Below are 24,377 nucleotides of genomic sequence, written 5' to 3' on the forward strand. Positions count from 1 at the left end.
CTGCGGCTTTGCATTGCCACGGCCCAGTCATGCGCCTATCCATTGTTGCCGCGGGGCTTCGTTGATGCCCCTGGATATCCACCAGTTACGCCAGGAAGACTGGCGTTCCGAGTTCGGCGCAGGGGACTTGCGTCGCGGCCACGGCTATGCCGAGGAAAAACGCAGCAAACTGCTCAGCCTCAAGGACAACAGCCTGCTCGCCAATTGCCGCGGCTCGGCTGGGCAGACCTATCAGCAGCGCATCACCCTGCACCCCTATGGGCGCAAATGGAGCGTGACCGGCCACTGCAACTGCCCGGTCGGTTTCAACTGCAAGCATGTGGTCGCCGCACTGCTCACCCTGGAAGCCCAGCAACGCGCCGGCAGCGACCTTTCCGACATCATCGTGGTGGACAAGGAGTTGGCGGAAACACGCCTCGAAGGCATCGAGCCCACCGCCATCCTCAGCCTGGGCAGCCAGGTACGCGTTCATTTCGACGCACGCAAGGGACGCATGCAGGAACAGACCCAGCACCGCGCGGCGCTGGCCTTCGATTACGCCGGGCACAAGGTCTTCGGCAAACCGGCCAAGGACCTGGTCAAGCGCCTGGACGAACACAGCAACCTGCGCCTGATCCGCGACGGCGCTGCCGAAGCCGCGCTGCGCAAGCGTCTGGAAGGCCTCGGCCTGCAGGTGGCGCTGCGCCAGAGTGAAGCGCTGCCGGCCGAAGCCGGCGAGCCGTTCGAGCTGGAGCGCGAGCGCGACTGGCTGGATTTCGTCCAGCGACATCTGCCGCAACTGCGCGCCGAAGGCTGGCAGATCCATATGCGCCCGGACTTCCAGTACAACCTCGCCGAGGTCGACGACTGGTATGCCGAGGTCGAGGAAGACCCGCAGCAGAACTGGTTCGATCTGGAGCTGGGCATCGAGGTCGAAGGCCAGCGCCTGAGCCTGCTGCCCATCCTGCTCCAGGCCATTCGCCGTAAGCCCTGGCTGCTGGCGCCCGAAGCGCTGGCGCAACGCGCCGATGAGGATCGCCTGCTGGTCAGCCTGCCGCAGGGCGGCAAACGCATTGCCCTGCCCTTCGCCCGCCTCAAGCCGTTGCTGGCCACCCTCGGCGAGCTGTATTTCCGCGACCCTGGCGACGACCACCTGCCGCTGCGCCTGGGCCGCGCCGACGCTGCACGCCTGGCCGAACTGGCGCATGGCCCAGAACTGAGTTGGCAAGGTGGCGATGAGTTGCGCGGTTTCGCCCAGCGCCTACAGAACCTGGCGGTGCGCGAGATTGCGCCACCCGAGGGTTTGCAAGCCGACCTGCGCACCTATCAGGTGCAGGGCCTGAACTGGATGCAGACCCTGGCCGAACTGCGCGTCGGCGGCGTACTGGCCGACGATATGGGCCTGGGCAAGACCCTGCAGACCCTGGCGCACATCCTCTGCGAGAAACAGGCCGGGCGTCTCGACAAGCCCGCGCTGATCGTCATGCCCACCAGCCTGATTCCCAACTGGCAGGACGAGGCGGCGCGCTTCACCCCGCAACTGCGCGTGCTGGCCCTGCATGGCAGCAAGCGCAAGGCGCTGTTCGAGCAGATCGCCGAGCACGACCTGATCCTCACCACCTACGCCCTGCTACCGCGCGACCTCAAGGCGCTGAACCAGCAGCGCTATCGCCTGCTGATTCTCGACGAAGCGCAGAACATCAAGAACCCGCGCAGCAAGGCGGCCAGTGCTGCCGCCCAGGTGCAGGCCGACCTACGCCTGTGCCTGACCGGCACGCCGCTGGAAAACCATCTGGGCGAACTCTGGTCGCTGTTCCATTTCCTCATGCCGGGCTGGCTGGGTGAAGCCAAGGCCTTCACCCGCGACTACCGCACGCCTATCGAAAAACGTGGCGACGCCCAGCGCCTCAATCACCTGAACGGGCGCATCCGCCCTTTCCTGTTGCGCCGCACCAAGGAGCAGGTGGCCAGCGAGCTACCGCCGAAGACCGAGATCACCCAATGGGTCGAGATGACCCAGCTGCAACGCGACCGCTACGAAACCCTGCGCCTGGCCATGGACCAGAAGGTACGCGACGAGATCGCCCGCCAGGGCCTGGCTCGCAGTCATATCGTCATCCTCGAAGCCCTGCTGCGCCTGCGCCAGAGCTGTTGCGACCTGCGCCTGCTCGGCGAGGACGGCGGCGAGCTGACGGCCGCCGACTCGGGCAAGCTCAGCGCCCTGCTGGACATGCTCCAGGAGTTGGTCGACGAAGGCCGCCGCGTGCTGCTGTTCTCCCAGTTCACCTCGATGCTGGCACTGATCGAAGCGGAGCTGCATGCACGCAAGATCGCCTACGCCAAGCTGACCGGCAGCACTCAGGACCGGCGCACACCAGTGCAGCGCTTTCAAGCCGGTGAATTTCCGGTTTTCCTGATCAGCCTCAAGGCCGGCGGCAGTGGCCTCAACCTGACCGCCGCCGACACGGTGATCCATTTCGACCCCTGGTGGAACCCGGCCGCCGAAGCCCAGGCCAGCGACCGCGCCTACCGCATCGGTCAGGACAAACCAGTGTTCGTCTACAAGTTGATCGCCCGTGGCAGCGTCGAAGAGAAGATCCAGCAACTGCAGCAGGCCAAAGCCAGTCTGGCCAGGGGCGTGCTCGACGGCGGCAGCCAGGGCCAATGGCAATTGAACGAGGACGATCTGGCGGCGCTGTTCGCGCCGCTCGATTGATGTCCGGCTTACGCCCTAGTCGGAGGTATCGTCGCGCTCTGCCTCGGCGTCCTCGCGGTTGCGCGCCTTGCTGCGAGGGTGCGGGCCGACCACGGCCGGAAAGCGCGACGAGGCGTAGCGCACCACCAGAATCGCCAGGGCCAGCAGCAGAATCGCCCCAGATACCATCACCACACCCCAGCTCGGCTTGTGGGTGTGGGAGATGTCGGAAATCAGCAAGCGGGTCAGCGCAGTGATCGCCACGTAGATCATGAAGCGGATCGGCATGTGGTTGGTCTTGAAATAGATCCCCACCATCGCCGCCAATTCCAGGTAGATGAACAGCAGCAGAATGTCATCGACCGTGATGTGACCCTTCTCCAGCATGCCGATAAAGGTCATCACCCCTGCCCACGCCGTGATTGCGCCGATGGCAAACAGCGCCAGGTAGTGGAAGGCCTCCATCAACAGATTGCCCAGCGACTCCGCCAGGCCATGCATGCCCTCACGCAGACGTTCCGCCCAATTCATCCTTCACTTCTCCCCAAGACCAGCATGACGTCCGGGCATCCGACATAGATGCCCGCTGACGAGCATGCAGGAAAAACACCAGCCTGAGGATGATGCAGCGATGTGACGGAAAGACACAGGCGGATGGCCGGTATCAGCCATGACTTCTATCCTGTGTCGGACGCAATACTGGCCAAAAGGCAGCGAGTCCTTTATTCTCGCCACCACTGTATAAAAAACCAGTTAAATCCAACGACACATATGAAGGCAGAAGAGGTGATGAATGGCCGTCGAAGTGGTGTACCGCAGCAGCCGCGATCCGGAGCGCTTGTTCATGGATAAGGCCGAAGCCGACCGTTACGACAAGATGCTGGAACTGGCCGAGCGCCTGAGCGAAGTCCTGCACAAGGCGGTTCCTTCCCTGAGCGAGGAACAGGGCGAGGAGCTGGGTATCTTCATGGCCAAGAACCGCGACGTCTTCGCCAAGGCGTTCAAGAGCCAGCCGGACGCGCTCGACGAGCTGGAAATCGACGCCGCCAGCGAATGACCGGGAACCGCGGCCCCGTTCCCAACGGGGCCTAGACCTATGCGCGACTGACGGGATACTGCGCTGCGGCCTGCTCCAGCCAGACTGGCAGTTCCCGCCGCTTTACGCCCTCACGCCGGGCACGGGCCAACTGCTCCAGCATGTACTGACGCTTGTGCTGGTCGCCTTCGGCGAAGGACAGCGCAAGGTCACGATCGGTCCACTGACGAATCCGGCGAAACAGCCACCAGTGAAAGTAAAGGCCGGCTGCAGTGGTGAAGACGATAATGAAATAGTCCATGGTGAGTCCTCCTTTCACCACGCTAATCGAGCCCGCAGGCGTCGCCAAGTGCGGCATTGCCGCAGGCGATGGAGGCAGGTCGATGATCCAGTGCAAGCGGGTTTATCTCGACGCAGAATCCAGTGACGGCCAACGCGTATTGGTTGACCGATTGTGGCCTCGCGGTCTGTCCAGGGATGCCCTGGCACTCGATGAATGGCTACCCGACGTCGCGCCCTCCAGCGAACTGCGTAAGTCCTTCGCCCACCGCGCCGAGGCCTTCGATGAATTCCGCACAGCCTACCGCCGCGAACTGACCGGGCGCCCCGAGCATTGGCAGCGCCTGCTGCACTGGGCGAGAAGCGGCACACTGACGCTGCTCTACGCCGCGCGCGACGAGGCGCATAACAACGCACGCGTACTGGCCGAATTTCTCGAAGATGAACTGCAGCGCCATGACTCGCCTAGTTCGCCGGTGTGCTACCAGGGCGAATTCGACGGCCATTGATCGCGCAGGAGCGCCCGGATAGCCGCTATATGCCGTACAGCAGGCGCTCGGCCAGGAAGTCGGCGACGCGCGCCGGAGAGCGTTTTTCAGCTTGCGCGTGGGCGTAGATTTCAGTCAGGCGTCGGCTGATCTGCGCCAGATGTGCGGTGATCGCCGATAGTTCCTCGCCGCGATGACGCAGCGCCACGTAAATCAGCCCACCGGCATTGAGCACGTAATCCGGCGCGTAGAGAATGCCGCGCGCCTCCAGTTGGTCGGCGACTGCGGGGCTGCTCAACTGGTTGTTGGCCGCACCAGCCACCGCTGCGCAGCGCAGATGGGCGACCGTCTGCGCATTCAGCACGCCACCGAGGCCGCACGGCGCAAGGATGTCGCAAGGCGTGCCGAGCAACGCATCGCTGGCGACCGGATGTGCGCCCAACTGCTCGACCGCCAGCTGCACGCGCCCGGCATCGAGGTCGCTGACCAGGAGCTCAGCGCCAGCGGCGTGCAGTGCTTCGGCCAGGGCAAAACCTACATTGCCCAGGCCCTGCACGGCAACCCGCAGTCCTTCCAGATCATCGCTGCCCAGGCGCGCCTGCGCTGTGGCACGGATACCCGCGAACACCCCCAGCGCCGCGTGCGGCGAAGGATCGCCCGCGCTGGTAGTGCTGGTGGCGTGGTTGGTGTGCTGAGCGATGCAATCCATGTCGGCGCTTGAGGTGCCGCTGTCGATGGCGGTGATGGAGCGCCCATTGAGCGTCTCGATGAACCGCCCGAAGGCTTCGAACAAGGCGGCACGGCTGGGCACATGCGCAGGGCGGATGATCACCGCCTTGCCGCCGCCATGATCGATACCGGCCAGCGCCGCCTTGTAGCTCATGCCCTGAGCCAGACGAATGGCGTCGCCAATGGCGCTCTGTTCATCGGGATAAGGCAGGTAACGGCAACCGCCGAGCGCCGGCCCGAAGCGGGTGTTGTGAATGGCGATAACGGCCTTGAGGCCGCTGGCCGGGTCCTCGGCCAGGTGCAGGGCCTCGAGGCGGGCGGCTTCCATCATGCTGAACATGCCTGCGCTCCCGGTCGGACTTCAGGCCTCAGTATAGGAGAAGCCACTGGACGACGACCCGGTCAGCGGCTACAAGAGCAGAAGTTCAGCGGAGAATGCGATGAGTCCACGCCAAGCCTGCCTGCAGTGCCTGCAACGCGATCCTCCCGCCCTGTTCGAGGCGGCGCTGTGGATTGCCGCTGAACACGATGACCACCTGCAACCCGCCCAAGTATTGAACGACCTGCACAGTCTGTTGCTGCAGGTCAGCGCCGGACTGCCCGCCCTGCCCGCTCGCGAACTGGCCCAGCCGCTGCTGCGCCGGCTTGCCGAACTGGATTTTCAGGAGGACGACGAAGGTGCCACGCGGCCGCGCCACGCACTGCTCCATGAAGTGCTGCGGCGCCGACGCGGCCAGCCGCTGGCGCTCGCTCTGATCGCTCTGGAGGTGGCGCGCCGCCTGGACATTCCGCTGCAAGGCGTGAATTTCCCCGGACATTTCATGCTGCGTGTGCCGGGCGCCGATCACCTGCTAGACCCGTGCGGCGGGCGCCGCCTGTACACCCGCGACTGCCGCGAGCAGCTCTATCGCCAACTGGGAGCGAACGTCGAACTCAAAGCCGAGCACCTGCAGACGGCCGACGCCCAGGCCATGCTGCGGCGCCTGTCGCGCAATCTACGTCAGTTGCACATGCAGTGCGATGCCCCGGACGCAGCACTCAAGGACGCCGAGCGAGTCCTGCTGCTGGGACCACCCAACCTGGCCGACCACCTGGCGCGAGCCGATGTCTACCGGCAACTCGACTGCCCGCAGGGCGAGCGCTACGACCTGGAGCGCGCGCTGCTGTTTTGCGAAGAGGACGCCCAGCGCCTGAGACTGAGCGAGCGCCTGCGCAGCCTGCAAAGGGCATCGGCGTTGCACTGAGAGGGCCGTGGTTCGGGCGTTTCAGCAGGCCTCCAATTTTTTTCGCTTCCCCATTGAACTTTATTTTCCTCGACTACACTCCTGGAGAACGCGGCACTCTCTGCCAGTACTTGGGCGCTGCCGATCAGGCAACATTTCATTACTGTATGGAGACTTAAGATGCAAAGCTCTTGGGTATGTCGTTATTGGCGGCACTCATGGGAGCAGCCGCATGATCCAGCACTACGGTCGCACCCGAGCAGTACTCGGGTTTCCTGCAAGATTACAGCCGCCTCAGCGAACAGCAGTCGCCCTCCGGGGCACATGTGGCACGCTGGGTCGATCCGGATCTGCAGATCGCCCGTTATAACCAGTTGTTCCTCGAGCCGAGCCAGTTCTATCCAAAGCCTCAGCCAAGCGCTCGCCTGTCGCAGGATACGCTGCGAGACATCACCCAGTATTTTGATGCGGCGCTGCGGCGCGAGCTGAGCAAGGTCATGCAACTGACCGACTCGCCTTCTACCGGCACCCTGGTGCTGCGTCCGGCCATTACAGCCGTCGCGGTATCCACCGAAGGCCTGCAGCCCTATGAAGTCATTCCAATCGCACTGGTAGTGGCGGCCGCGAGCACTGCGGCCGGAACGCGCGATCAGCAGGTGGAGATCGCCACCGAAGCGGCAGTGATCGACGCGCAGAATAACCGTGTCATCGCACAGGTTGTACGCAAGGGCGCGGGCGTGAATCTGGAGAACGATCAGCAGGTGCTCAGCGTCGATAACGTCAAGCCAGTGATCGATGGCTGGGCCAGCGACATGCGCCAGTCCATCGAGCAGATCAGAGCGAAGCGCTAGCAACACCGGCTCGGAGCCGTCGCGATCTCACGAGCGGCACCGCCCAGACTGTCAGATCGGATGATTCGGAGGGCCGTATGCTGGACTACTTCGCCTTGGGTGTACTGATATTCGCCGCCATAGTGCTGTTCTACGGCGTCATCGCAATTCACGACATACCTTACGAAATCTCGGTACATCGCAAACACCCACATCAGGATGCCATCCACGTGGCAGGCTGGGTCAGCCTGTTTACCCTGCACGTGCTCTGGCCGTTCCTGTGGATCTGGGCAACCCTCTATCGCGAGGATCGCGGCTGGGGCTTCAATGCCTCGCCCAAGGAGTACTCTGCACGCCTGCAACTCATGGAACAGCAGGTGGCTGAGCTCAAGGCCCGGCTGGACGCGATGGAACGGCAGACCAAAGAACCAATCGCGGCAAGGGACTGAGCATGGATCTGCTGCTGATACTGACCTATACGGCCATCTGCGTGGCTATCTTCAAGATCTTCAAGATCCCGCTGAACAAGTGGACGGTGCCAACCGCAGTACTCGGCGGAATCGTACTGATCGGTTCGCTGATATTCCTGATGAACTACAACCACCCCTATTCGGAGGTGTCGCGCAGCTACTTTGTCAGCACTCCGATAGTACCGGCAGTGAGCGGCCAGGTGATCGAAGTGCCGGTGCGAGGTAACCAGTTGCTGGAAAAAGGCGACGTGATCTTCCGCCTCGACCCCACCCCCTTCGAGAATCGCGTGCGCTCCATCAGGGCCCAGCTGGTGTCGGCCAAGGGTGATCAGTTTCGTGCAGGCGAACTGGTCAAGCGCAACCTGGGCAACCGACGCGATTTGGACATCACCACGGCTCGCGTGGACGACCTGCAGGCGCAGCTCAATATCGCCCAGTTCGAACTGGATAACACGGTGGTCCGGGCGCCATCACGCGGCTACGTGACGCAAGTTGTGCTGCGCCCGGGTATCTACGCAGTGAAGATGCCGCTGCGGCCATCGGCGATTTTCATTCCTCAGGAGGAATATTTCTATGTGGCCTGGATGCGCCAGAACAGCCAGTTACGCCTGACCCTGGGCGATAAGGCTGAAATTGCCTTGGACGGTCTGCCTGGCAAGGTTTTCCAGGCGCAGGTTAAGCAGGTGCAACCGGTGATAGCCGAGGGTCAGGTTCAGCCCGGCGGCAGTCTTGTAGGTGTGACCGGCGCCATGCCGGCCGGTCGCGTGCCGGTTGTGCTGGAGATCACCGACCCTGCCTTCGAACCTTACAAGGATCTCATACCCGGCGGCGCCTACGGCCAGGCGGCGCTCTATTCCGAGCACTTTCCTCATGTGGCAATTCTGCGCAAGGTGCTCCTGCGGATGGCCGCATGGATGAACTACATCTTCCCCTTCCACTGATCCCTATCTGCAACCGGCGGCGCCCAGCGAAAGCGTGACGCCGCGTCACACACAGGAGCCCAACATGTTCGAGCCTGGCCACCTCAACCGTAAGAAACAACCAGGAATACCCGGCGTCCCGGACTTCGACATCGATGTTTATTACGACGTCCTCCGTGACCCCAAAGAAGGTGTTCTGCTGCATTTTCGCATGAGCGGCCATGTCAACGGCCGTAGCTTCACCGATGAGTTCAACATGCACCGTGATACCGCGTTCAACTTCGCCAGCCGCATCGCCAAAGCAGCTGCGAAACAGGGGCTGCCGGTGAATGCCAGCCCAATCATGCGCAGCCACAGCGAGTACGACGCGATGTTCGCGGATATCCGCAAGAAGTTGGATATCCGCACCGGTGATCCGGTTAATTTCGACAATCTGGAAAAAGACGGCTTCTAGCGTTTCGTTCTGCGCCCACGTCCACTTATCTCAAGCGTGAGGAACGGATCATGGCCGACGCAAGCAAGAAGATGGGCCTTGTAGGCCTGACCACCCTTGTGGCGGTCAACATGATGGGCTCAGGCATCATCATGCTGCCTTCGAGCATGGCTCAGCTGGGTGCGATTTCGTTGCTGTCATGGGTAGTCACGGCGGTCGGCTCAATGGCGATCGCTTATGGCTTCGCACAGTGCGGCATTTATTGCCCGCGGCCCGGTGGCATGTCTGCCTACAGCGAGGAGGCGCACGGCAAGTCCGCCTTCTTCCTGTGCTCTTATCTGTACTTTCTCTCGCTGGTGATAGGCAATGTGGCCATCGGCATTTCAGCCGTCGGCTATCTCACCCCCTTCTTTCCCTGGTTGGGCAGCGGCGCTGCAGCTCTGGTAGCAGGAACCATCGCACTCATCTGGCTGACGATACTGGCCAATCTTGGCGGCCCCAGCGTCACCGGGCGCCTCGGCGCAATAACAGTATGGGGCGTTATTATTCCCGTGGCGGGCCTGGGCCTGATCGGTTGGTTTTGGTTCGAGCCGAGCCTGTTCAAGGAAGCCTGGAACCCCAATGGCCTGCGCACCAGCGATGCCATCGCGCAAAGCATTCCGCTCACCCTCTGGGCGTTTCTCGGTATGGAGTCGGCGGCGCAGAACTCCGATGCTGTGGAAAACCCCAAGCGCAACGTCCCACTCGCCTGCCTGCTCGGCACGCTTGGCGCCGCCGTGGTTTATGTGCTGTCTACCAGCGTGATTCAGGGAATCGTTCCCAATCCACAACTGGCGAACTCCAGCGCCCCCTTCGCGCTGGTCTATGCGCAGATGTTCAACGACAGTGTAGGCAACATCATCATGGCCCTGGCGGTGATGGCCTGCCTGGGCTCGCTGCTGGGCTGGCAGTTCACCCTGGCACAGACTGCCAAAGTCACCGCAGAACAGGGAATGTTTCCCAAGCTGTTCACCCGCGTCAGCTCTCGCAACGCTCCGCTCATCGGCCTGCTGTTCTGCGGTGTTCTGCAAACCCTGATCGCGTTATCGACCATCTCACCGAATGCGAGCGCGCAGTTCAACAAACTCGTCGGCCTGGCTGCCGTAACCAACATTATCCCCTACATCACCTCCCTGACCGGCCTGCTGGTGATCATGTACAAGGCCCAGGTCGAGCCGCGGATATTCCGCCGCAACGGCGTGATACTGCTGGTGGCCATGCTGTACTGCTTTTACGCCCTGTATGCCTCGGGCCTGGAGGCAGTGTTCGGCGCTGCCCTGGTGATGGTGGTGGGCTATCTGCTGTTCGGCGCCATTGCCAAACGCTTCGTCGGCGCGCTAGACAACCTCGGCCGGCCATAGGAGCTTCCAGCATGCCTATTCGATATCTGGTCCGGCTACTGTTTCTCTGCGCATGGCTGCCGATCGTCGCTAACTCCGCCACCCTGGAGCGCATCCGTGACAACGCCAAGTTCGTGCTCGGCTTCGTGCCAGGTGACCTGCCGTTCTCCGACGGTGACGCCAAGCAGGCCAACGGCTATGCCATCGATCTGTGCCAGCAGGTCGCCAGCCTGATCAGGGAACAACTGGCCATGCCCGAGTTGCAGGTGCGCTATGTGCCTCTGACCACCACGGATATGCTCGATGCGGTGGCGGACGCCAGGGTCGACATTCTCTGCGCGCCCGTGGTGGAGAGTCTGGAACGTCGCCGCCGGGTCAGCTTTTCCCTGCCGATCTTCACTGCCGGCCTCGGGGTGGTCGTGCGGCAGGACGCTCCAGCGACCCTGATGCTGCCGCTCAAGGGCGAAACGGCTTACCGCGGTCCAACGTGGCGCGCCACCATCAATCAGGGCTTGAGCCGTCACAGCTTTGCCGTGATGAAGGGCACGGTGAGCGTTGACTGGGCTCAGACGCGCATTCGCCAACTCGGCCTGCAATCCAGGCTGCTCGAAGTAGACAGTAACCAGGAGGGTGTCGAGCAGGTCGTCACTCGACAGATTGATGCGTTCTTTGCAGATCGCCTGGTGCTGCTCAACTATCAGACGCAACATCCGCAAGGCGCTCAGCTATGGGTCCCGGAGCGACTATTCGCAGTAGAATCGGTGGCCATGCCGCTTGCACGCGATGACGAGGACTTCCGCCTGTTGGTCGATACCGCGCTGAGCCGCCTGAATCGCTCCGAGGATGGCGAAGCTCTTTACCGCCGCTATTTCGGCGATCTCAGCGAGCAAGGCCGAATGATGTTGCGACTCAACTCACGTCCCTGAGCTGAATATCAGGCCGAAGCCGCCAGACTGTGAAAGCTGAAGTAGTAACGCAGAGCGTCGATCAGCTCGACGTAGTCCGCGGGTGGTGCGACCAAAGCGAAGCCGGAATCGTAGACACCGGGGTTGACGTCTTCGCGGCACCACTGGCAGTTGGCGGAAAAGTCGATGAAGTGAAGGCCATGCTGGCCGGGAATCTTCAGGCGCATGTCGAAACGCGCGCCCACCAGCATCGGCAACTGACTGATCAGCATCAGGCCGTCGAGGGAGACATTGCCGATGGAGCCCATCGGTTTGTCGGTAATGCGGTTGAACACCTTCAGGTAGTAGGGCAACTGATGGCGTTCGATTCGGCGCTGGCTACGCATGCTGGCATATCGCTACAAGGGGCCTTGAGTATGGCCCTACTGCGGCCATGAAACCACCCTCAAGTACAGCGTTGGGCTATCCGCTCGCGCAGCTGGCGACGAGCGGTGTCTGTTTCTACATCACTGTAGTAGATGCGCTCGCCATTGGCGCCTTCACGGTAATAGCGGTATCCCTCCGGCATCTGCTCCAGTCGCCGGCGCAGCTCACGGCATTCACCGGCGCGTTCCTCGCGCTGCGCGGTTGCCGTGGCCGCAGCCTGCTGCTGCTCCTCACGACGGGCGTCGTAGAAGCGCTGCGTGCGCGCCTCTCGCTCCCGGGTATGGGCGTCGCGCTCAACCACCTGCGGCTTCACCTCTACGGTCTCGGCCCCTGCCACCGGGCGCTGAGCGAAATGCACCCGGCCCTGCTCGTCCGTCCAGCGATAGATCTCGGCCGTTGCCAGCGTTGGCAGGAGCACGGCGATCAGCAATAGGTGACGCATGTTCATCCTCCATGAAGGCCATGCGCCAGCTTATACCGCGCTGCGGCGCCGAGAAATGCCAGGTGACCGAAGGTTCAGAGTGCTGCGGGGCTGGCCTTGGCCGCAGTTGCCGGGCGGTGATGGCCCAGTTGCTCTAGGGTCTGCAGACGGGCACGGGCGCGGTAGGCGTATTCGCTGGCCGGGTAGCGCGCGATGATGAACTGATAGGTCTGCGCTGCGTCGACGAACAGACTTTCACGCTCCAGGCATTGGCCACGCAACAGTGAAATCTCCGGTTGCAGGTAGCTGCGCGAACGGCTCTTGCGCTCGGCCTGCGAAAGCTCAAGCGCGACCCGGGCGCAATCGCCTTCGTTGTAGGCGCGATAGGCGTTGTTCAGATGATGGTCGAGCGAGACGCGGGTGCAACCCGTGGCTGCCAGGGCCACGGCCAGAATGATCAGGGTACGCATGGGCAAGTCCTCCAGTGAGCAGTGTATCGACAGCGCAGGGAAAAACTGAACAGCGACGAACCTCCGATGGGTTTTGCCCGTAGCACCTTGGCGCTGAACGGCGCGCTGACCAGCGCCGTGCCGCATCGGCCGTCGAAACAGCGCGCCACTGCCACATCTGCGGCTCGACGCCGAGGTAGCGCAGGCATATGACGACTACGTGAACAGTGGTGAATACCGCGAAGCTTCGACAAGTGTTGATTGCCCAGTACGTCCTCGATCAGGCGCAGGCCCACCTGCCGGACGGATTTGCCAAGGAAGTCGTCCGGCATTTCGTGCGCGAGCACAATATCGGCCTGCTGAGGATGGGTACCATCGCCCGCGGCCATCTGGACAACCTGTTGATCGATCACACCGCGCAGCGGGTGCTGCAACGCCTGGAGTGCGATCCGCTGGTGATCAAGCCGGACGGCAAAGGGTAGTGCACAGGAACAATGACTACAGCTGAACGTCGTAGTAGCCTCCCTGACATCGATCACTAGGGAGTTCGTGCATGACCTTTCGCCGCACCAAAATCGTCGCCACCCTGGGCCCGGCCAGCAGCTCGCCGGAAGTGCTGGAGCAACTGATCCTCGCCGGTCTCGACGTGGCCCGCCTGAACTTCTCCCACGGCACGCCGGACGATCACAAGGCTCGCGCCGCCCTGGTCCGCGAACTGGCCACCAAGCACGGCCGCCATGTCGCCCTGCTCGGCGACCTGCAAGGCCCGAAAATCCGCATCGCCAAATTCGAGAACAAGCGTATCGAGCTCAAGGATGGCGACCTGTTCCGCCTCTCCTCCAGCCACTCGCGCACGGCCGGTACCCAGGAAGTGGTCGGCATCGACTACCCGGCGCTGATTCAGGACTGCGATGTCGGCGACGAACTGCTGCTGGACGACGGCCGCGTGGTCATGCGTGTCGAGCTCAAGGGCGCCGACGAACTGCACTGCCGCGTGGTGATCGGCGGCCCGCTGTCGGACAACAAGGGCATCAACCGCCGCGGCGGTGGCCTGACCGCCCCGGCGCTGACCGACAAGGACAAGGCTGACATCAAGGTCGCTGCCGAGATGGATCTGGACTACCTGGCCGTGTCCTTCCCGCGCGATGCCGCGGACATGGACTATGCCCGTCGCCTGCTCACCGAAGCCGGCGGCACTGCCTGGCTGGTGGCCAAGATCGAACGCGCCGAAGCCGTAGCCGATGACGAAGCCCTTGACGGCCTGATCCGAGCCAGTGACGCGGTGATGGTGGCGCGTGGCGACCTGGCCGTGGAAATCGGCGACGCCGAGCTGGTCGGCATTCAGAAAAAGATCATTGCCCACGCCCGTCGTCTGAACAAAGCGGTGATCACCGCCACGCAGATGATGGAGTCGATGATCCACAGCCCGATGCCGACCCGCGCCGAAGTCTCCGACGTGGCCAACGCCGCGCTGGACTACACCGATGCGGTGATGCTGTCGGCCGAGAGCGCCGCCGGCGAATACCCGGTCGAAGCCGTGCAGGCCATGGCCCGCGTGTGCCTGGGCGCCGAGAAGCACCCGACCAGCCAGAAATCCAGCCACCGCATCGGCCGTCAATTCGAGCGTTGCGACGAGAGCGTGGCCCTGGCGACCATGTACACCGCCAACCACTTCCCGGGCGTCAAGGCCATCATCAGCCTCACCGAGAGCGGCTACAGCCCGCTGATCATGTCGCGCATCCGCTCGTCGATCCCGATCTTCGCCTTCACCCCGCATCGCGAAGCCCAGGCCCGCGTGGCGCTGTTCCGAGGCGTGTACACCGTGCCGTTCGACCCGGCCTCGCTGCCGGCGAACAAGGTCAGCCAGGCGGCGGTGGACGAGTTGCTCAAGCGCGGCGTAGTGGAGCCGGGCGACTGGGTCATCCTGACCAAGGGCGACAGCTACCACGGCACCGGCGGCACCAACACCATGAAGATCCTCCACGTCGGCGATCAGATGGTGTAAGCCATCCGTGGATGCACAAGGCCGCTCGATGAGCGGCCTTTTGTTTTGTGGGCGGGCGCAGCCTATGCGAAGCGAGAAAAATCCGGCTTTCTACGCTGCATGAATGCCGTCAGCGCCTCGATGGCCTCGGGCGAGCGCAGGCGCTGGCCGAAAAGAGCGCCCTCCTCCTCGATCACCTTGCGCAACTCCTCGCGCCCCGGCGCATGCATCAGGCGCTTGCTGTCGGCAACTGCCGATGGCGCCAGTTCGAGAAAACGTTGCGCCATCTCACGGGCCTTGCTCAAGGTCGCCGCACCATCATCGAGTGCCTGATTGGCGATGCCCCACGCCGCCGCCTGCTCCCCTGTGAATGACTGGCCTAGCAACAGCAGCTCGGCAGCACGCGCGTGCCCCAGCAAACGCGGCAAAATCAGACTGGAGCCGTATTCAGGGCACAGCCCCAGGTTGACGAAAGGCATCTTCAGCTGTGCATCGCGGGCGACATAGACCAGATCGCAATGCAGCAGCAAGGTGGTGCCGATGCCCACCGCCGGGCCGGCCACGGCGGCGACCACCGGCTTGCTGAAGTCGAACAGCGCGCGCATGAACTGGAATACTTCACTGTTCAGCCCGTTCGGCGGCGCCTGGATGAAGTCGGCGACATCGTTGCCGCTGGTGAAGCAGTCCTCGCCACCGGTCAGCAGCACCACGCGCACACTCGTATCGCGTTCGGCCTCGTCCAGCACCTCGGCCATGCCGGCGTACATGGCGCGGGTCAGCGCATTCTTCTTGTCCGGGCGATGCATGCGCAGGGTCAACAGACCGCCGTCGCGTTGGATATGCAGGTGTTCGCTCATGCCTGGGCTCCAAATAGCGCGTCGCATGCACCGCCATCGAGCCTGAACGGCACAGCCTACGCGCGTGTGAGAAAGACGTCGGCGAGCATCTGACTGCGCGGCAAACCGGCCATGTAGAGGCGCCGCGCGAAGCTGTCGACCGCCTTCGGATGGCCGCAGAGTAAGGCGAGGGTCTGCCGTGAAACAAGGCGCAGTTCGGCCAAAGCAGCCGGCAACTGCGCCGCCGTCACCAGCTCCACCTGCAAGTTGGCATGCTGCCCCACCAGCGCCTGAAGCTCGCTGGCCAGATAATGCTCGGCCGGCTCGTGGGCCACGTGCAGCAGGCGAATGGCGCCCTGATGCTCCTGGCGCAATGCCTCACGCAACACCCCGTACAGCGGCGCCAGTCCGGTACCAGCGGCCAGCAGCCAGAGCGGGCGCGCCTGCCAGTCAGGGTCGTGATGCAACGCGCCGCCACGCAACTCACCGAGACGCAGCCCATCGCCGACCCGCAGGCGCCGCGCTGCATCACAGAAGGCCCCCGGCTTGCGGCAATCGATATGGAACTCCAGCCAGTCGTCTTCGCCCGGCACGCTGGCCAGTGAATAAGGCCGGGCGACGCCCTCTTCGCTCCACAGCAACAAATGCTGGCCGGGGCGATAGCGCAGCGGCCGCGCCGGCTGCAAGCGCAGGCGCAAGACCTGCGGGCTGGGCCAGTCAAGAGCAACCACTTGCGCGGCCAGGCCATCGCGCTGAGGGTCGAACGGCTCGATTTGCAGATCACCTACGATCTGGCACTGGCAGGCCAGACGCCAGCCCTCGGCACGCTTGTCGGCCGCCAGCGCTTCGGGCTGAAGGTCCAGTGGCTCGCCGTCCACGCAACGTATCAGGCAGGCGTGACAACTGCCGGCACGACAGCTATAGGGCACGGTCACAGCGCCCGCGAGCAGTGCATCGAGCAAGTTGGTTTGCTGGGCAACCTGCAACAGCTGACCACCGACACGCAGTTCAGGCACCCGCACGCTCCCAGCTGGCATCGCAACGATTGCGACCGCCGCGCTTGGCCTGGTAAAGCGCCTGGTCGGCGCGCTGCAGAGCTTCGTCGAGGTCATCGCCAGCGACCAGCAGCGTCATGCCGGCGGAAAGGCTGAGATCATCGATCTTCACACCCACCGGCTCGGCTTTGGCGAACGCCTCGCGCAGCCGCTCGCAGCAGGCGGTGAACTGATCGGCATCGGTATTGGGCAGTAGCAGCACGAACTCCTCGCCGCCATAGCGGGCAATGATGTCGCCGTCACGCAGACAGGCTCGGGCCACCGCGGCGAAGGTTTGCAACACCCGGTCGCCGGCGGCATGGCCGTGAGCATCGTTGATTCGCTTGAAATGGTCCAGGTCGATCAGCGCCAGGCCGTGCTGACGCCCATGCCCGAGGTGCTCCAGCTCACGACTGGCCAGGCGCAGGAAGTGCCGGCGATTGAACAGCCCGGTCAGCTCGTCGGTAGCGACCAGTTCTTCGAGCTGACGCATCATTCCGCGCAGGGTGTCCTGATGCGCCTGCAAGGCGAACCGGCGCTGGCGCATGCGTTTGCGCATGGCCTGCACGTAGCTGGAAAACAGGCACAGCCAGACCAGCAGGATGAACAGCACCCACACCTGCAGCCAGGCCATGCTCGGGTCCACCAACTGCATGCGATAGGCCTCCACCAGCACCATCGCGGTGAAACCGAAAAAAGCGAAGGCGGCGCACCGCGCGAACACCCGGGGCGGCAATTGGAATACGCCGAACAGCAGGATCAGCACGTAGAAGACCATCATCACGCCGCGTGCGCTGTCGAACAGCCCCAGCACCGGTGGCTGCCAGGCCAGCGCGACCAGCACCTGAGCCTGGGTCAGGCTGGGATCCTCGTAACGCAGGTTGCGCCCGGAAAGAAACAGCCAGAGAAATACCAGCTGACTGCCAAACACCCCAAGGCTCAGCCAGACGGCCGTGCTGATGGAGCCGAGAAACAGGCCATTGAAGACGGCGAACCAGCAGACGAGCGCCATCATCGCGTAGGTAGCGAAAGCCATGGCGAAGCGTTTGAGCAAAAGGCTTTGCAGGCTACGCTGCGCGCCCCGACGAGTGGTTGAGCTCATGGGCTCCGTCCCATACTGGCATCTGGCCGTTACTCTACCCCTGTGATCACAGATTGCCTAGCGAGCCGATGAGCGCGCACATGGCTAGCATCATCGACCTCAGGCGACTGTGCCCTATCCGACCGGCGCGGTATACTGCCGCGCCTTTTTTGTTGCTGCCCCTGCATGGCGGCCACCTAAGCAGACCGTCGCGGGGCGACGTGAAAACCGCTCCCGACAGTTTTTCGCCATTGCGCCGGGTCGTTGTCCGGCGCTTCCTTGTAGATGTTCCCTGATAGAGGAGCGCCCCAATGACCGTGATCAAGCAGGACGACCTGATTCAGAGCGTTGCCGACGCACTGCAGTTCATCTCTTATTACCACCCCGTCGACTTCATCCAGGCCATGCACGAGGCCTACCTGAAGGAAGAGTCGCCGGCCGCCAAGGACTCCATGGCGCAGATCCTGATCAACTCGCGCATGTGTGCCACCGGCCACCGCCCGATCTGCCAGGACACCGGCATCGTCACCGTATTCGTCAAGGTCGGCATGGACGTGCGCTGGGACGGCGCCACCATGAGCGTCGACGACATGATCAACGAGGGCGTGCGCCGCGCCTACAACCTGCCGGAAAACGTCCTGCGCGCCTCGATCCTGGCCGACCCGGCCGGTGCCCGCAAGAACACCAAGGACAACACCCCGGCGGTGATTCACTACTCGCTGGTGCCCGGTGACAAGGTGGAAGTGGACGTCGCGGCCAAGGGCGGCGGCTCCGAGAACAAGTCGAAGATGGCCATGCTCAACCCGTCCGACTCCATCGTCGACTGGGTCCTGAAGACCGTGCCGACCATGGGCGCCGGCTGGTGCCCGCCAGGCATGCTCGGCATCGGCATCGGCGGCACCGCCGAGAAGGCTGCGGTGATGGCCAAGGAAGTGCTGATGGAGCACATCGACATCCACGAACTGCAGGCCCGCGGCCCGCAGAACCGCATCGAGGAGCTGCGTCTGGAGCTGTTCGAGAAGGTCAACCAACTGGGCATCGGCGCCCAGGGTCTGGGCGGCCTGACCACCGTGCTCGATGTGAAGATCATGGATTACCCGACCCATGCCGCGTCCTTGCCGGTGTGCATGATCCCCAACTGCGCCGCTACCCGTCACGCCCACTTCGTGCTCGACGGCTCCGGCCCGGCCGAGCTGGAAGCGCCTGATCTGGACGCCTACCCGGAAATCGTCTGGGAAGCCGGCCCGAGCGCGCGCCGCGTCAACCTCGACACCCTGACCCCGGAAGAAGTGCAGAGCTGGAAGCCGGGCGAGACCGTCCTGCTCAACGGCAAGATGCTTACCGGCCGCGACGCTGCGCACAAGCGCATGGTCGACATGCTGAACAAGGGCGAGCAACTGCCGGTGGACCTCAAAGGCCGCTTCATCTACTACGTCGGCCCGGTCGATCCGGTCGGTGACGAAGTGGTTGGCCCAGCTGGCCCGACCACTGCCACGCGGATGGACAAGTTCACCCGTCAGATCCTCGAGCAGACCGGCCTGCTGGGCATGATCGGCAAGTCCGAGCGTGGCCCGATCGCCATCGACGCGATCAAGGACAACAAGGCCGTGTACCTGATGGCCGTCGGCGGCGCCGCCTACCTGGTCGCCCAGGCGATTAAGAAGTCCAAGGTGCTGGCGTTCGAAGAGCTCGGTATGGAAGCCATCTACGAGTTCGAAGTCAAAGACATGCCGGTGACCGTTGCGGTCGACACCAACGGCGAGTCCGTACACATCACCGGCCCGGCGATCTGGAACAAGAAGATCGCCGAAAGCCTGGCGGTGGAAGTGAAGTAAGGCAGCCGCAAGCGACCAGCTTCAAGCTGCAAGGAGAAGCCCGGCCAAGTGCCGGGCTTCTGCGTTTTCAAGCGCCCTGCAACAGCTGCCGACCCCGCGCCAGGTAGCTGTCCATTTCAGCCTGCGGCACCATGCTGCCGCCTGTTGCCCAGACCAGATGCGTCGCCTGCGCCATGCGCTGCGGTGTCAGCCCCATGCGCTGGCGGTAGCCCTGCTGCTCGCCCAGCACGTGCAACACACCCGGCATACCGGCCAGGGCCGAAGGCTCCAGACGCTGGCCCTCGGTCTGCTCCAGCAACGCCAGGTAGCGGAACAGTTGCTCGTCGCTGACCGTGTAGTAACCATCGATCAGACGTTGCATGGCGCGGCCGACGAAACCCGATGGCCGCCCCACCGCCAGGCCATCAGCCGCGGTGCGGTTGTCGATACCGAAATCCTGCACCGCCAGCTCTTCATGCCGGCCGGTGTGCACGCCGATCAGCATGCACGGCGAATGCGTCGGTTCGGCGAACAGACAGTGCACTGCATCGCCGAACGCCAGCTTAAGACCGAAGGCCACGCCACCCGGCCCGCCACCGACGCCACAGGGCAGATAGACGAACAGCGGATGCTCGGTATCGACCACGACACCGGCCGCAGCCAGTTGCTGCTTGAGACGTTCGCCGGCCACCGCATAGCCGAGAAACAGGTGCCTGGAATTCTCGTCATCGACGAAGTGGCAGCGTGGGTCGGCCTCGGCCTGCTGCCGCCCCTGCTCCACGGCGAAGCTGTAATCGCTGGCGTACTCGACCACCGTCACGCCATGGGCGCGCAGCTTGTCCTTCTTCCACTGGCGCGCATCGGCGGACATATGCACGGTGGCCTGGAAGCCCAGGCGCGCACTGATGATGCCGATGGACAACCCGAGGTTGCCGGTGGAGCCGACGGCCACCTGATAGCCGCCGAAGAAGGCGCGCATCGCATCGCTGTCGAGGCAGACGTAATCGTCGTCGAGGTCGAGCAGCCCGGCCGCCAGCGCCAGGTCCTCGGCATGCTTGAGCACCTCGTAGATGCCGCCACGGGCCTTGATCGAACCGGAGATGGGCAGATGGCTGTCGCGCTTGAGCCACAGCGCGCCGATTTCCTCTTCGGCCTCTTCACGCAGCAGCGCCTGCATTTTCGGCAGGTGAACTACGTCCGACTCGATAATGCCGCCGCTGGCAGCCGTCTGCGGGAAGACCCGGGCCAGGTAGGGCGCGAAGCGCTCGAGGCGCGCGCGGGCATCAGCCACATCGGCAGCGCTCAAACCGACATCGCCCAGCGCCTCGGCAACGGGCGCCACGGCCGGGTTGAACCAGCTGGTTTCGCGCAGGGCGATCAGCTCGTCGAGCAGCGGAAACTGCGCGCGCCATTGCGCGAGCGACTGGCCAAGGATCATGCGGCATTCCCCTTATAGCGGGCAGTGAACAGTGCGCATTAGACGACGCCCAGGCTGATCTGGCAAAGGTCGCAGCAGCGACCAGCCAAGCGGAACGATAACGGCCTGGTGATGGCCTAAGCTGAAAATCGACCAGGAGTCGCCATGACCTTTTCCATCATCGCCCGTTGCCCGCGCAGCGGTCAGTTCGGCGTCGCTGCAGCCACCGCCATGCCCGCCGTCGGCAAACTGCTCAGCCACGCCGCAGCCGGTGCCGGCGCGGTGGCGACTCAGGCGCAGGTCAACCCCTATCTGGGCCTGGACGGCCTGGCCCTGCTGCGCCAGGGGTTTTCGGCACAGCAAGCGCTGCAGCGACTCACAGGAACCGATCCCTGCATGGAACTGCGCCAGTGCGCGTTGATCGACGCCCAGGGCGACAGCGCCTGCTGGACCGGCGAAAAGTGCATTCCCTGGGCTGGCTCGCTGAGCGGCGAGCAGTTCTCCGTACAGGGCAACCGCCTGGTCGGTCCACAGGTGCTGGATGCCGTCGCCGAAGCCTTTCACCAAGCCGAGGAACGTCCGCTGATCGAGCGCCTGATCGAGGCGCTGGCGGCCGGTGACCGTTGCGGTGGCGACCGGCACGGCGAATCCTCGGCAGTGATCTACGTGGTCGATCAGGAGGAGTATCCGCTGTGGGACATCCGCGTCGACCATCATCTTGATCCGGTGGCCGAGCTGCGCCGCCTGCATGACGTGTTCGCCCGTGAAGTGCTGCCGGAGATTCTCGCCATGCCGACCCGTGACAACCCGGCCGGCAAGGCGGCGGAAGACTCGGTCTAGGCGCCCGCCCGCTTGGCAGGAGCGGCAAAACGCTCCAGCTGCATCTCGCGCAAACGGCTCAGCGTGCGGCGAAAGGCAAAGTCGAGGTAGCCCTGGGTGTACAGCTCTGCCAGCGCCACCTCGGCTTCGATATACAGCGGCACGCGGCGGTCGTAGCACTCGTCGACCAGGGCGATGAAGCGGCGTACCGCGTCGTCATTGCGCGACAGCGCGGGCAGCTGTCGATCCCCGGCGTCGACGCGCTCGGCAGCGTCCTCGGTACCACGGGCGATGCGTCCCTCGCGTTGCTCGCCGCCCAGGCGCGGCACTTCGCCGAGCAGAATGACCGGGAAGCGCTCGCATAGCTCGATAAAATCGGATGCGGCCAGCGGCTGTTCACACAGATCGGTGAAGCGACACCACAGCGCCGCCGGGCTATGGCCGAGAGCCAAGACACGGCGGTGAGCCAACTCGACCGGCTCGCCGCTGATGGTTTGCCCCTCGCTCAGACGAGTGAACAGCTCACCCAACGCCTGCGGCTGCTGCACCCAGTAGCGTTGCACCTCGGCACCGGGATGCAGGCGATGATCCTGCTCGCCGTCCACGGCCACCACCTGCATATGCGCCTCGAGCGCGGCGATTGCCGGCAGGAAGCGCTCGCGGTTGTAGCCCTCGGCGTAGAGCTGATCCGGCGGTTGGTTGGAGGTCGCCACCAGCACCACGTCCTGCTCCACCACCAGGCTGAGCAGGCGGCCGAGCAACATGGCGTCACCGATGTCGCTGACGAACAGCTCGTCGAAGCACAGCACGCGCACTTCGCGCCCCAGCTCCTCGGCCAGCAGGCGCAGCGGGTCAGCGTTGCCGGTGAGCTGGAACTGGCGGCGGTGTACCCACTGCATGAAGTGATGAAAATGCTGCCGCCGTGCAGGCACGCGCATGCTGTTGTAGAAGCTGTCCATCAGCCAGGTCTTGCCGCGCCCGACCGGCCCCCAGAGGTACACGCCGAGCGGGCGCTCACCACGATGCACAGCTTCATGGCAGTGTTGCAGCGCCTCCACGACACGGCGCTGCGCGGCATCGGCGACGAAACCGCGAGTCAGCGCCCGTTCGTAGGCGGCCAGCGGCGAATCCGGTGTCTGCGGGGCGTTCATCGCAGCACCAGCCGGCCGCCTTCGAACTGCTGCGGCCAGTCGCGCCGGGTGAATACCTGGCCCTGCTCGCGCACGCGGCGCACTTCAACCAGGTCCAGCTCGCAGATCAGCCAGTGGCTGCGCGTGGGGCACAGTTCCCCGCTCTCGGCGATCACGCCATTGGCCGGCATGCCGTAGTCCGACGGCACGTACAGCCCGGCGCGGCCGATGTTCTCGTCCAGCGCCGGCGACCAGGGCGCCAGTCCGACCGTGGGCGACTGCAGCACGGCGATCTGGTTCTCCAGAGCACGGGCCTGGGCACCGATGCGCACGCGATGAAAACCCGCCTCGGTATCGGTGCAACTGGGCGCCAGGATCAGGTCGACCCCGGCCTCGGCCAGGGTGCGCGCCAGCAGCGGGAATTCGTTGTCGTAGCAGATCAGGATGCCCAGCTTGCCCAATGGCGTGTCGAACACCTTGAGGCCGCTGCCTGCCGCGATCTGCCACTGCTCCAGCTCGAAGCGGGTCATCATTAGCTTGTCCTGGCTACCCAGGCAGCCGTCCGGGCCGAACAGCCAGGCACGGTTGCGGTAGACGCCGTCGTCATCCAGCACGGCTACCGAACCGGGTTGCAGAAGAATCTTCAATCGGCGCGCCAGGCTTTCGCACAGTTCCAACCAGCGCGGCAGCAGCGCCTGGATGCCGGCGATGGAGCCGTGCAGGTCGCTGCGCTCGGATTCCGGCAACTGCCCGGTGAGCACTAGGCCGGCGTATTCCGGCAGCAAGAGCAGCTCGGCGCCCTGCCCGGCCGCGTCCTCGCATAGCGTGGTCAGGTGTTCGGCATAGGCGTCCCAACTCGTCAGCAGGCCGATGTGGTATTGGCAGGCGGCAACCTTGATCATGAAGCGAGTTCCTTCAACCAGAACGACATGGGCTTGGCCGATTCCTCGGCTTCATCCAGGTCGCGCCAGTGATATTGAGTGTGCAATTCGGGATGATGGCGATAGCCGCGGCGCGCCCAGAAGGCATCCAGCGGCTGATAGTCCATGGGCCGGCGCGGATGATTGGCCGGGCGCTGCACGGCGCAGAAGGCGCACCAGTCGAAGCGGCTCAATTTACGCGCATGTGCTTCACGTTCGGCGAAGAAGCGTACGCCCAGGCCACGCCCGCGCCAGTCCGGCAACACCACCGACTCGGCGCAGTAGAAGATGCGCGCCGGATCCCTGCCTGCCGAAAGGAACGGCTGCTGGAATTCCGGCGTTTCATCAGCCAGTGGCAGCGCCGTGGATGCGCCGACTACCCGGCCCTCGTCCCGCACCAGCACGCACAGGCTGTCGGCGCTGCGCACATAGGTGTCGAGGTACTCGGCCTCGTAATCGAGGCTGCCGTCGTAGAGGTAGGGGAATTCGCGGAAGACGGTGATCCGCAAATGCGCCAGGTCTTCGATGTGGGGCGCTATCTGCGGCCCCTGGAGCAATTCGATGTCCATCTGCAGTCGTTCGCCAGCAGCAAGGTGACGCCGGCGGCTATGCCGGCACGAAAGCGCGAACTTATCATGCGTGCCAACCCACCACTAACCACGCTACGAAAGGAACTTAGC

26 protein-coding genes and 1 pseudogene are annotated in these 24,377 nt (G+C 63.9%); 14 read left to right on the top strand and 13 right to left on the bottom strand.

All coding sequences use genetic code 11. From position 1 onward, the window contains the following. Nucleotides 1-64 precede the first annotated feature (64 nt). Nucleotides 65-2,695 carry a DEAD/DEAH box helicase gene (locus P3C50_RS09550; RefSeq protein ID WP_275545831.1) on the top strand — a complete coding sequence of 877 codons (2,631 nt, stop codon included), beginning with the start codon at nt 65-67 and terminating at the stop codon, nt 2,693-2,695. A gap of 15 nt (nt 2,696-2,710) precedes the next feature. Here P3C50_RS09550 and P3C50_RS09555 read toward each other — a convergent pair whose 3' ends face one another. Further along, entirely contained in the window at nt 2,711-3,205 is a 495-nt protein-coding gene (locus tag P3C50_RS09555; RefSeq protein ID WP_275545832.1) for a phosphate-starvation-inducible protein PsiE, read from the bottom strand. Nucleotides 3,206-3,467: 262 nt separating this feature from the next. Here P3C50_RS09555 and P3C50_RS09560 point away from each other — a divergent pair, with 262 nt between their 5' ends. Beyond that, on the top strand, nt 3,468-3,731 hold the full coding sequence (locus tag P3C50_RS09560; protein ID WP_090434336.1) for a YebG family protein: 264 nt from the start codon (nt 3,468-3,470) through the stop codon (nt 3,729-3,731). Nucleotides 3,732-3,768: 37 nt separating this feature from the next. Here the strand turns inward: P3C50_RS09560 and P3C50_RS09565 are convergent, their stop codons facing one another. After that, on the bottom strand, nt 3,769-4,011 hold the full coding sequence (locus P3C50_RS09565; RefSeq protein ID WP_275545833.1) for a hypothetical protein: 243 nt from the start codon (nt 4,009-4,011) through the stop codon (nt 3,769-3,771). Between the two features lie 82 nt (nt 4,012-4,093). Between P3C50_RS09565 and P3C50_RS09570 the strand changes: the two genes are divergently transcribed. Then, nucleotides 4,094-4,498: a DUF488 domain-containing protein gene (locus tag P3C50_RS09570; protein ID WP_275545834.1), complete on the top strand. Its 405-nt coding sequence runs from the start codon at nt 4,094-4,096 to the stop codon at nt 4,496-4,498. A 25-nt stretch (nt 4,499-4,523) separates the two neighbouring features. Here P3C50_RS09570 and P3C50_RS09575 read toward each other — a convergent pair whose 3' ends face one another. Further along, nucleotides 4,524-5,546 (bottom strand): Glu/Leu/Phe/Val dehydrogenase dimerization domain-containing protein, encoded by a 1,023-nt coding sequence (locus tag P3C50_RS09575; protein WP_275545835.1) that lies wholly within the window; start codon nt 5,544-5,546, stop codon nt 4,524-4,526. 100 nt (nt 5,547-5,646) lie between these two features. On the opposite strand from P3C50_RS09575, the gene P3C50_RS09580 reads away from it, so the two are divergent. The 7 genes and pseudogenes from P3C50_RS09580 (at nt 5,647) to P3C50_RS09610 (ending at nt 11,387) form a co-directional block, all read left to right on the top strand. Next, nucleotides 5,647-6,450 (top strand): SirB1 family protein, encoded by an 804-nt coding sequence (locus P3C50_RS09580; RefSeq protein ID WP_275545836.1) that lies wholly within the window; start codon nt 5,647-5,649, stop codon nt 6,448-6,450. Nucleotides 6,451-6,626: 176 nt separating this feature from the next. Next, a pseudogene (locus P3C50_RS09585) lies at nt 6,627-7,280 on the top strand (DUF3313 domain-containing protein). A gap of 77 nt (nt 7,281-7,357) precedes the next feature. Continuing rightward, nucleotides 7,358-7,708 (top strand): DUF3302 domain-containing protein, encoded by a 351-nt coding sequence (locus P3C50_RS09590; RefSeq protein ID WP_275545837.1) that lies wholly within the window; start codon nt 7,358-7,360, stop codon nt 7,706-7,708. Between the two features lie 2 nt (nt 7,709-7,710). Beyond that, nucleotides 7,711-8,670 (top strand): HlyD family secretion protein, encoded by a 960-nt coding sequence (locus tag P3C50_RS09595; RefSeq protein ID WP_275545838.1) that lies wholly within the window; start codon nt 7,711-7,713, stop codon nt 8,668-8,670. Between the two features lie 64 nt (nt 8,671-8,734). Continuing rightward, nucleotides 8,735-9,103 carry a DUF5064 family protein gene (locus tag P3C50_RS09600; protein ID WP_197856172.1) on the top strand — a complete coding sequence of 123 codons (369 nt, stop codon included), beginning with the start codon at nt 8,735-8,737 and terminating at the stop codon, nt 9,101-9,103. A gap of 50 nt (nt 9,104-9,153) precedes the next feature. Next, a complete protein-coding gene (potE, locus tag P3C50_RS09605) occupies nt 9,154-10,482 on the top strand; it encodes a putrescine-ornithine antiporter (RefSeq protein ID WP_275545839.1) in 1,329 nt (442 codons plus the stop codon). An 11-nt stretch (nt 10,483-10,493) separates the two neighbouring features. Continuing rightward, entirely contained in the window at nt 10,494-11,387 is an 894-nt protein-coding gene (locus P3C50_RS09610; protein ID WP_275545840.1) for an amino acid ABC transporter substrate-binding protein, read from the top strand. 8 nt (nt 11,388-11,395) lie between these two features. Here the strand turns inward: P3C50_RS09610 and P3C50_RS09615 are convergent, their stop codons facing one another. From P3C50_RS09615 to P3C50_RS09625, 3 genes are all read right to left on the bottom strand, one after another. Next, nucleotides 11,396-11,752, bottom strand: a complete 357-nt coding sequence (locus P3C50_RS09615; RefSeq protein WP_197856175.1) for a PilZ domain-containing protein — start codon at nt 11,750-11,752, stop codon at nt 11,396-11,398. 59 nt (nt 11,753-11,811) lie between these two features. Continuing rightward, a complete protein-coding gene (locus P3C50_RS09620) occupies nt 11,812-12,234 on the bottom strand; it encodes a DUF4124 domain-containing protein (RefSeq protein ID WP_275545841.1) in 423 nt (140 codons plus the stop codon). A 74-nt stretch (nt 12,235-12,308) separates the two neighbouring features. After that, nucleotides 12,309-12,683: a tetratricopeptide repeat protein gene (locus tag P3C50_RS09625; RefSeq protein WP_197856177.1), complete on the bottom strand. Its 375-nt coding sequence runs from the start codon at nt 12,681-12,683 to the stop codon at nt 12,309-12,311. Nucleotides 12,684-12,916: 233 nt separating this feature from the next. On the opposite strand from P3C50_RS09625, the gene P3C50_RS09630 reads away from it, so the two are divergent. Continuing rightward, a complete protein-coding gene (locus P3C50_RS09630) occupies nt 12,917-13,144 on the top strand; it encodes a universal stress protein (protein ID WP_275545842.1) in 228 nt (75 codons plus the stop codon). 71 nt (nt 13,145-13,215) lie between these two features. After that, nucleotides 13,216-14,667, top strand: a complete 1,452-nt coding sequence (gene pyk, locus P3C50_RS09635) for a pyruvate kinase (RefSeq protein ID WP_275545843.1) — start codon at nt 13,216-13,218, stop codon at nt 14,665-14,667. A 62-nt stretch (nt 14,668-14,729) separates the two neighbouring features. On the opposite strand, the gene P3C50_RS09640 is transcribed toward pyk, so the two are convergent. Genes P3C50_RS09640 through P3C50_RS09650 form a run of 3 tightly spaced genes read right to left on the bottom strand, consistent with a single transcriptional unit; the run spans nt 14,730 to nt 17,618 of the window. Next, nucleotides 14,730-15,503, bottom strand: coding sequence for an enoyl-CoA hydratase (locus P3C50_RS09640; RefSeq protein ID WP_275545844.1), 774 nt, complete (start codon nt 15,501-15,503; stop codon nt 14,730-14,732). A gap of 56 nt (nt 15,504-15,559) precedes the next feature. Continuing rightward, on the bottom strand, nt 15,560-16,498 hold the full coding sequence (locus P3C50_RS09645) for an iron-sulfur-binding ferredoxin reductase (RefSeq protein WP_275545845.1): 939 nt from the start codon (nt 16,496-16,498) through the stop codon (nt 15,560-15,562). Beyond that, nucleotides 16,491-17,618 carry a sensor domain-containing diguanylate cyclase gene (locus P3C50_RS09650; protein WP_275545846.1) on the bottom strand — a complete coding sequence of 376 codons (1,128 nt, stop codon included), beginning with the start codon at nt 17,616-17,618 and terminating at the stop codon, nt 16,491-16,493. Before P3C50_RS09650 ends, P3C50_RS09645 begins: the two co-directional genes overlap by 8 nt. Before the next feature lie 290 nt (nt 17,619-17,908). Between P3C50_RS09650 and P3C50_RS09655 the strand changes: the two genes are divergently transcribed. Further along, the gene (locus P3C50_RS09655) at nt 17,909-19,432 is read left to right on the top strand and encodes a fumarate hydratase (protein ID WP_197856182.1); all 1,524 of its coding nucleotides are present in this window, start codon (nt 17,909-17,911) and stop codon (nt 19,430-19,432) included. Between the two features lie 67 nt (nt 19,433-19,499). Here the strand turns inward: P3C50_RS09655 and dsdA are convergent, their stop codons facing one another. Beyond that, complete coding sequence (gene dsdA, locus P3C50_RS09660) at nt 19,500-20,849, bottom strand: D-serine ammonia-lyase (protein WP_275545847.1); 1,350 nt, start codon at nt 20,847-20,849, stop codon at nt 19,500-19,502. A gap of 144 nt (nt 20,850-20,993) precedes the next feature. Between dsdA and P3C50_RS09665 the strand changes: the two genes are divergently transcribed. Then, nucleotides 20,994-21,668 carry a DUF1028 domain-containing protein gene (locus P3C50_RS09665; RefSeq protein WP_275545848.1) on the top strand — a complete coding sequence of 225 codons (675 nt, stop codon included), beginning with the start codon at nt 20,994-20,996 and terminating at the stop codon, nt 21,666-21,668. On the opposite strand, the gene zapE is transcribed toward P3C50_RS09665, so the two are convergent. The 3 genes from zapE to P3C50_RS09680 are packed head-to-tail and all read right to left on the bottom strand — an operon-like array spanning nt 21,665 to nt 24,266. After that, on the bottom strand, nt 21,665-22,798 hold the full coding sequence (gene zapE / locus P3C50_RS09670; RefSeq protein ID WP_275545849.1) for a cell division protein ZapE: 1,134 nt from the start codon (nt 22,796-22,798) through the stop codon (nt 21,665-21,667). The genes P3C50_RS09665 and zapE overlap by 4 nt on opposite strands. Further along, entirely contained in the window at nt 22,795-23,679 is an 885-nt protein-coding gene (locus P3C50_RS09675; RefSeq protein WP_275545850.1) for a carbon-nitrogen hydrolase family protein, read from the bottom strand. Before P3C50_RS09675 ends, zapE begins: the two co-directional genes overlap by 4 nt. Further along, entirely contained in the window at nt 23,676-24,266 is a 591-nt protein-coding gene (locus P3C50_RS09680; RefSeq protein ID WP_275545851.1) for a GNAT family N-acetyltransferase, read from the bottom strand. The genes P3C50_RS09675 and P3C50_RS09680 overlap by 4 nt, the downstream gene beginning before the upstream one ends. Nucleotides 24,267-24,377 lie beyond the last annotated feature (111 nt).

It is taken from the genome of Pseudomonas sp. Marseille-Q0931 (assembly GCF_940789645.1).
Classification (GTDB): Bacteria; Pseudomonadota; Gammaproteobacteria; order Pseudomonadales; family Pseudomonadaceae; genus Aquipseudomonas.

Excerpts from the sequence above, each read along its gene's own strand:
- P3C50_RS09550 (WP_275545831.1), top strand. The coding sequence starts at position 65 with ATGCCCCTGGATATCCACCAGTTACGCCAGGAAGACTGGCGTTCCGAG.
- P3C50_RS09625 (WP_197856177.1), bottom strand. The coding sequence starts at position 12,683 with ATGCGTACCCTGATCATTCTGGCCGTGGCCCTGGCAGCCACGGGTTGC.
- P3C50_RS09570 (WP_275545834.1), top strand. The coding sequence starts at position 4,094 with ATGATCCAGTGCAAGCGGGTTTATCTCGACGCAGAATCCAGTGACGGC.
- pyk (WP_275545843.1), top strand. The coding sequence starts at position 13,216 with ATGACCTTTCGCCGCACCAAAATCGTCGCCACCCTGGGCCCGGCCAGC.
- P3C50_RS09590 (WP_275545837.1), top strand. The coding sequence starts at position 7,358 with ATGCTGGACTACTTCGCCTTGGGTGTACTGATATTCGCCGCCATAGTG.
- P3C50_RS09600 (WP_197856172.1), top strand. The coding sequence starts at position 8,735 with ATGTTCGAGCCTGGCCACCTCAACCGTAAGAAACAACCAGGAATACCC.
- P3C50_RS09665 (WP_275545848.1), top strand. The coding sequence starts at position 20,994 with ATGACCTTTTCCATCATCGCCCGTTGCCCGCGCAGCGGTCAGTTCGGC.
- P3C50_RS09555 (WP_275545832.1), bottom strand. The coding sequence starts at position 3,205 with ATGAATTGGGCGGAACGTCTGCGTGAGGGCATGCATGGCCTGGCGGAG.
- P3C50_RS09575 (WP_275545835.1), bottom strand. The coding sequence starts at position 5,546 with ATGTTCAGCATGATGGAAGCCGCCCGCCTCGAGGCCCTGCACCTGGCC.
- dsdA (WP_275545847.1), bottom strand. The coding sequence starts at position 20,849 with ATGATCCTTGGCCAGTCGCTCGCGCAATGGCGCGCGCAGTTTCCGCTG.
- P3C50_RS09580 (WP_275545836.1), top strand. The coding sequence starts at position 5,647 with ATGAGTCCACGCCAAGCCTGCCTGCAGTGCCTGCAACGCGATCCTCCC.
- P3C50_RS09565 (WP_275545833.1), bottom strand. The coding sequence starts at position 4,011 with ATGGACTATTTCATTATCGTCTTCACCACTGCAGCCGGCCTTTACTTT.
- P3C50_RS09655 (WP_197856182.1), top strand. The coding sequence starts at position 17,909 with ATGACCGTGATCAAGCAGGACGACCTGATTCAGAGCGTTGCCGACGCA.
- potE (WP_275545839.1), top strand. The coding sequence starts at position 9,154 with ATGGCCGACGCAAGCAAGAAGATGGGCCTTGTAGGCCTGACCACCCTT.
- P3C50_RS09560 (WP_090434336.1), top strand. The coding sequence starts at position 3,468 with ATGGCCGTCGAAGTGGTGTACCGCAGCAGCCGCGATCCGGAGCGCTTG.
- P3C50_RS09650 (WP_275545846.1), bottom strand. The coding sequence starts at position 17,618 with ATGAGCTCAACCACTCGTCGGGGCGCGCAGCGTAGCCTGCAAAGCCTT.
- P3C50_RS09595 (WP_275545838.1), top strand. The coding sequence starts at position 7,711 with ATGGATCTGCTGCTGATACTGACCTATACGGCCATCTGCGTGGCTATC.
- P3C50_RS09620 (WP_275545841.1), bottom strand. The coding sequence starts at position 12,234 with ATGCGTCACCTATTGCTGATCGCCGTGCTCCTGCCAACGCTGGCAACG.
- P3C50_RS09675 (WP_275545850.1), bottom strand. The coding sequence starts at position 23,679 with ATGATCAAGGTTGCCGCCTGCCAATACCACATCGGCCTGCTGACGAGT.
- zapE (WP_275545849.1), bottom strand. The coding sequence starts at position 22,798 with ATGAACGCCCCGCAGACACCGGATTCGCCGCTGGCCGCCTACGAACGG.
- P3C50_RS09615 (WP_197856175.1), bottom strand. The coding sequence starts at position 11,752 with ATGCGTAGCCAGCGCCGAATCGAACGCCATCAGTTGCCCTACTACCTG.
- P3C50_RS09680 (WP_275545851.1), bottom strand. The coding sequence starts at position 24,266 with ATGGACATCGAATTGCTCCAGGGGCCGCAGATAGCGCCCCACATCGAA.
- P3C50_RS09640 (WP_275545844.1), bottom strand. The coding sequence starts at position 15,503 with ATGAGCGAACACCTGCATATCCAACGCGACGGCGGTCTGTTGACCCTG.
- P3C50_RS09610 (WP_275545840.1), top strand. The coding sequence starts at position 10,494 with ATGCCTATTCGATATCTGGTCCGGCTACTGTTTCTCTGCGCATGGCTG.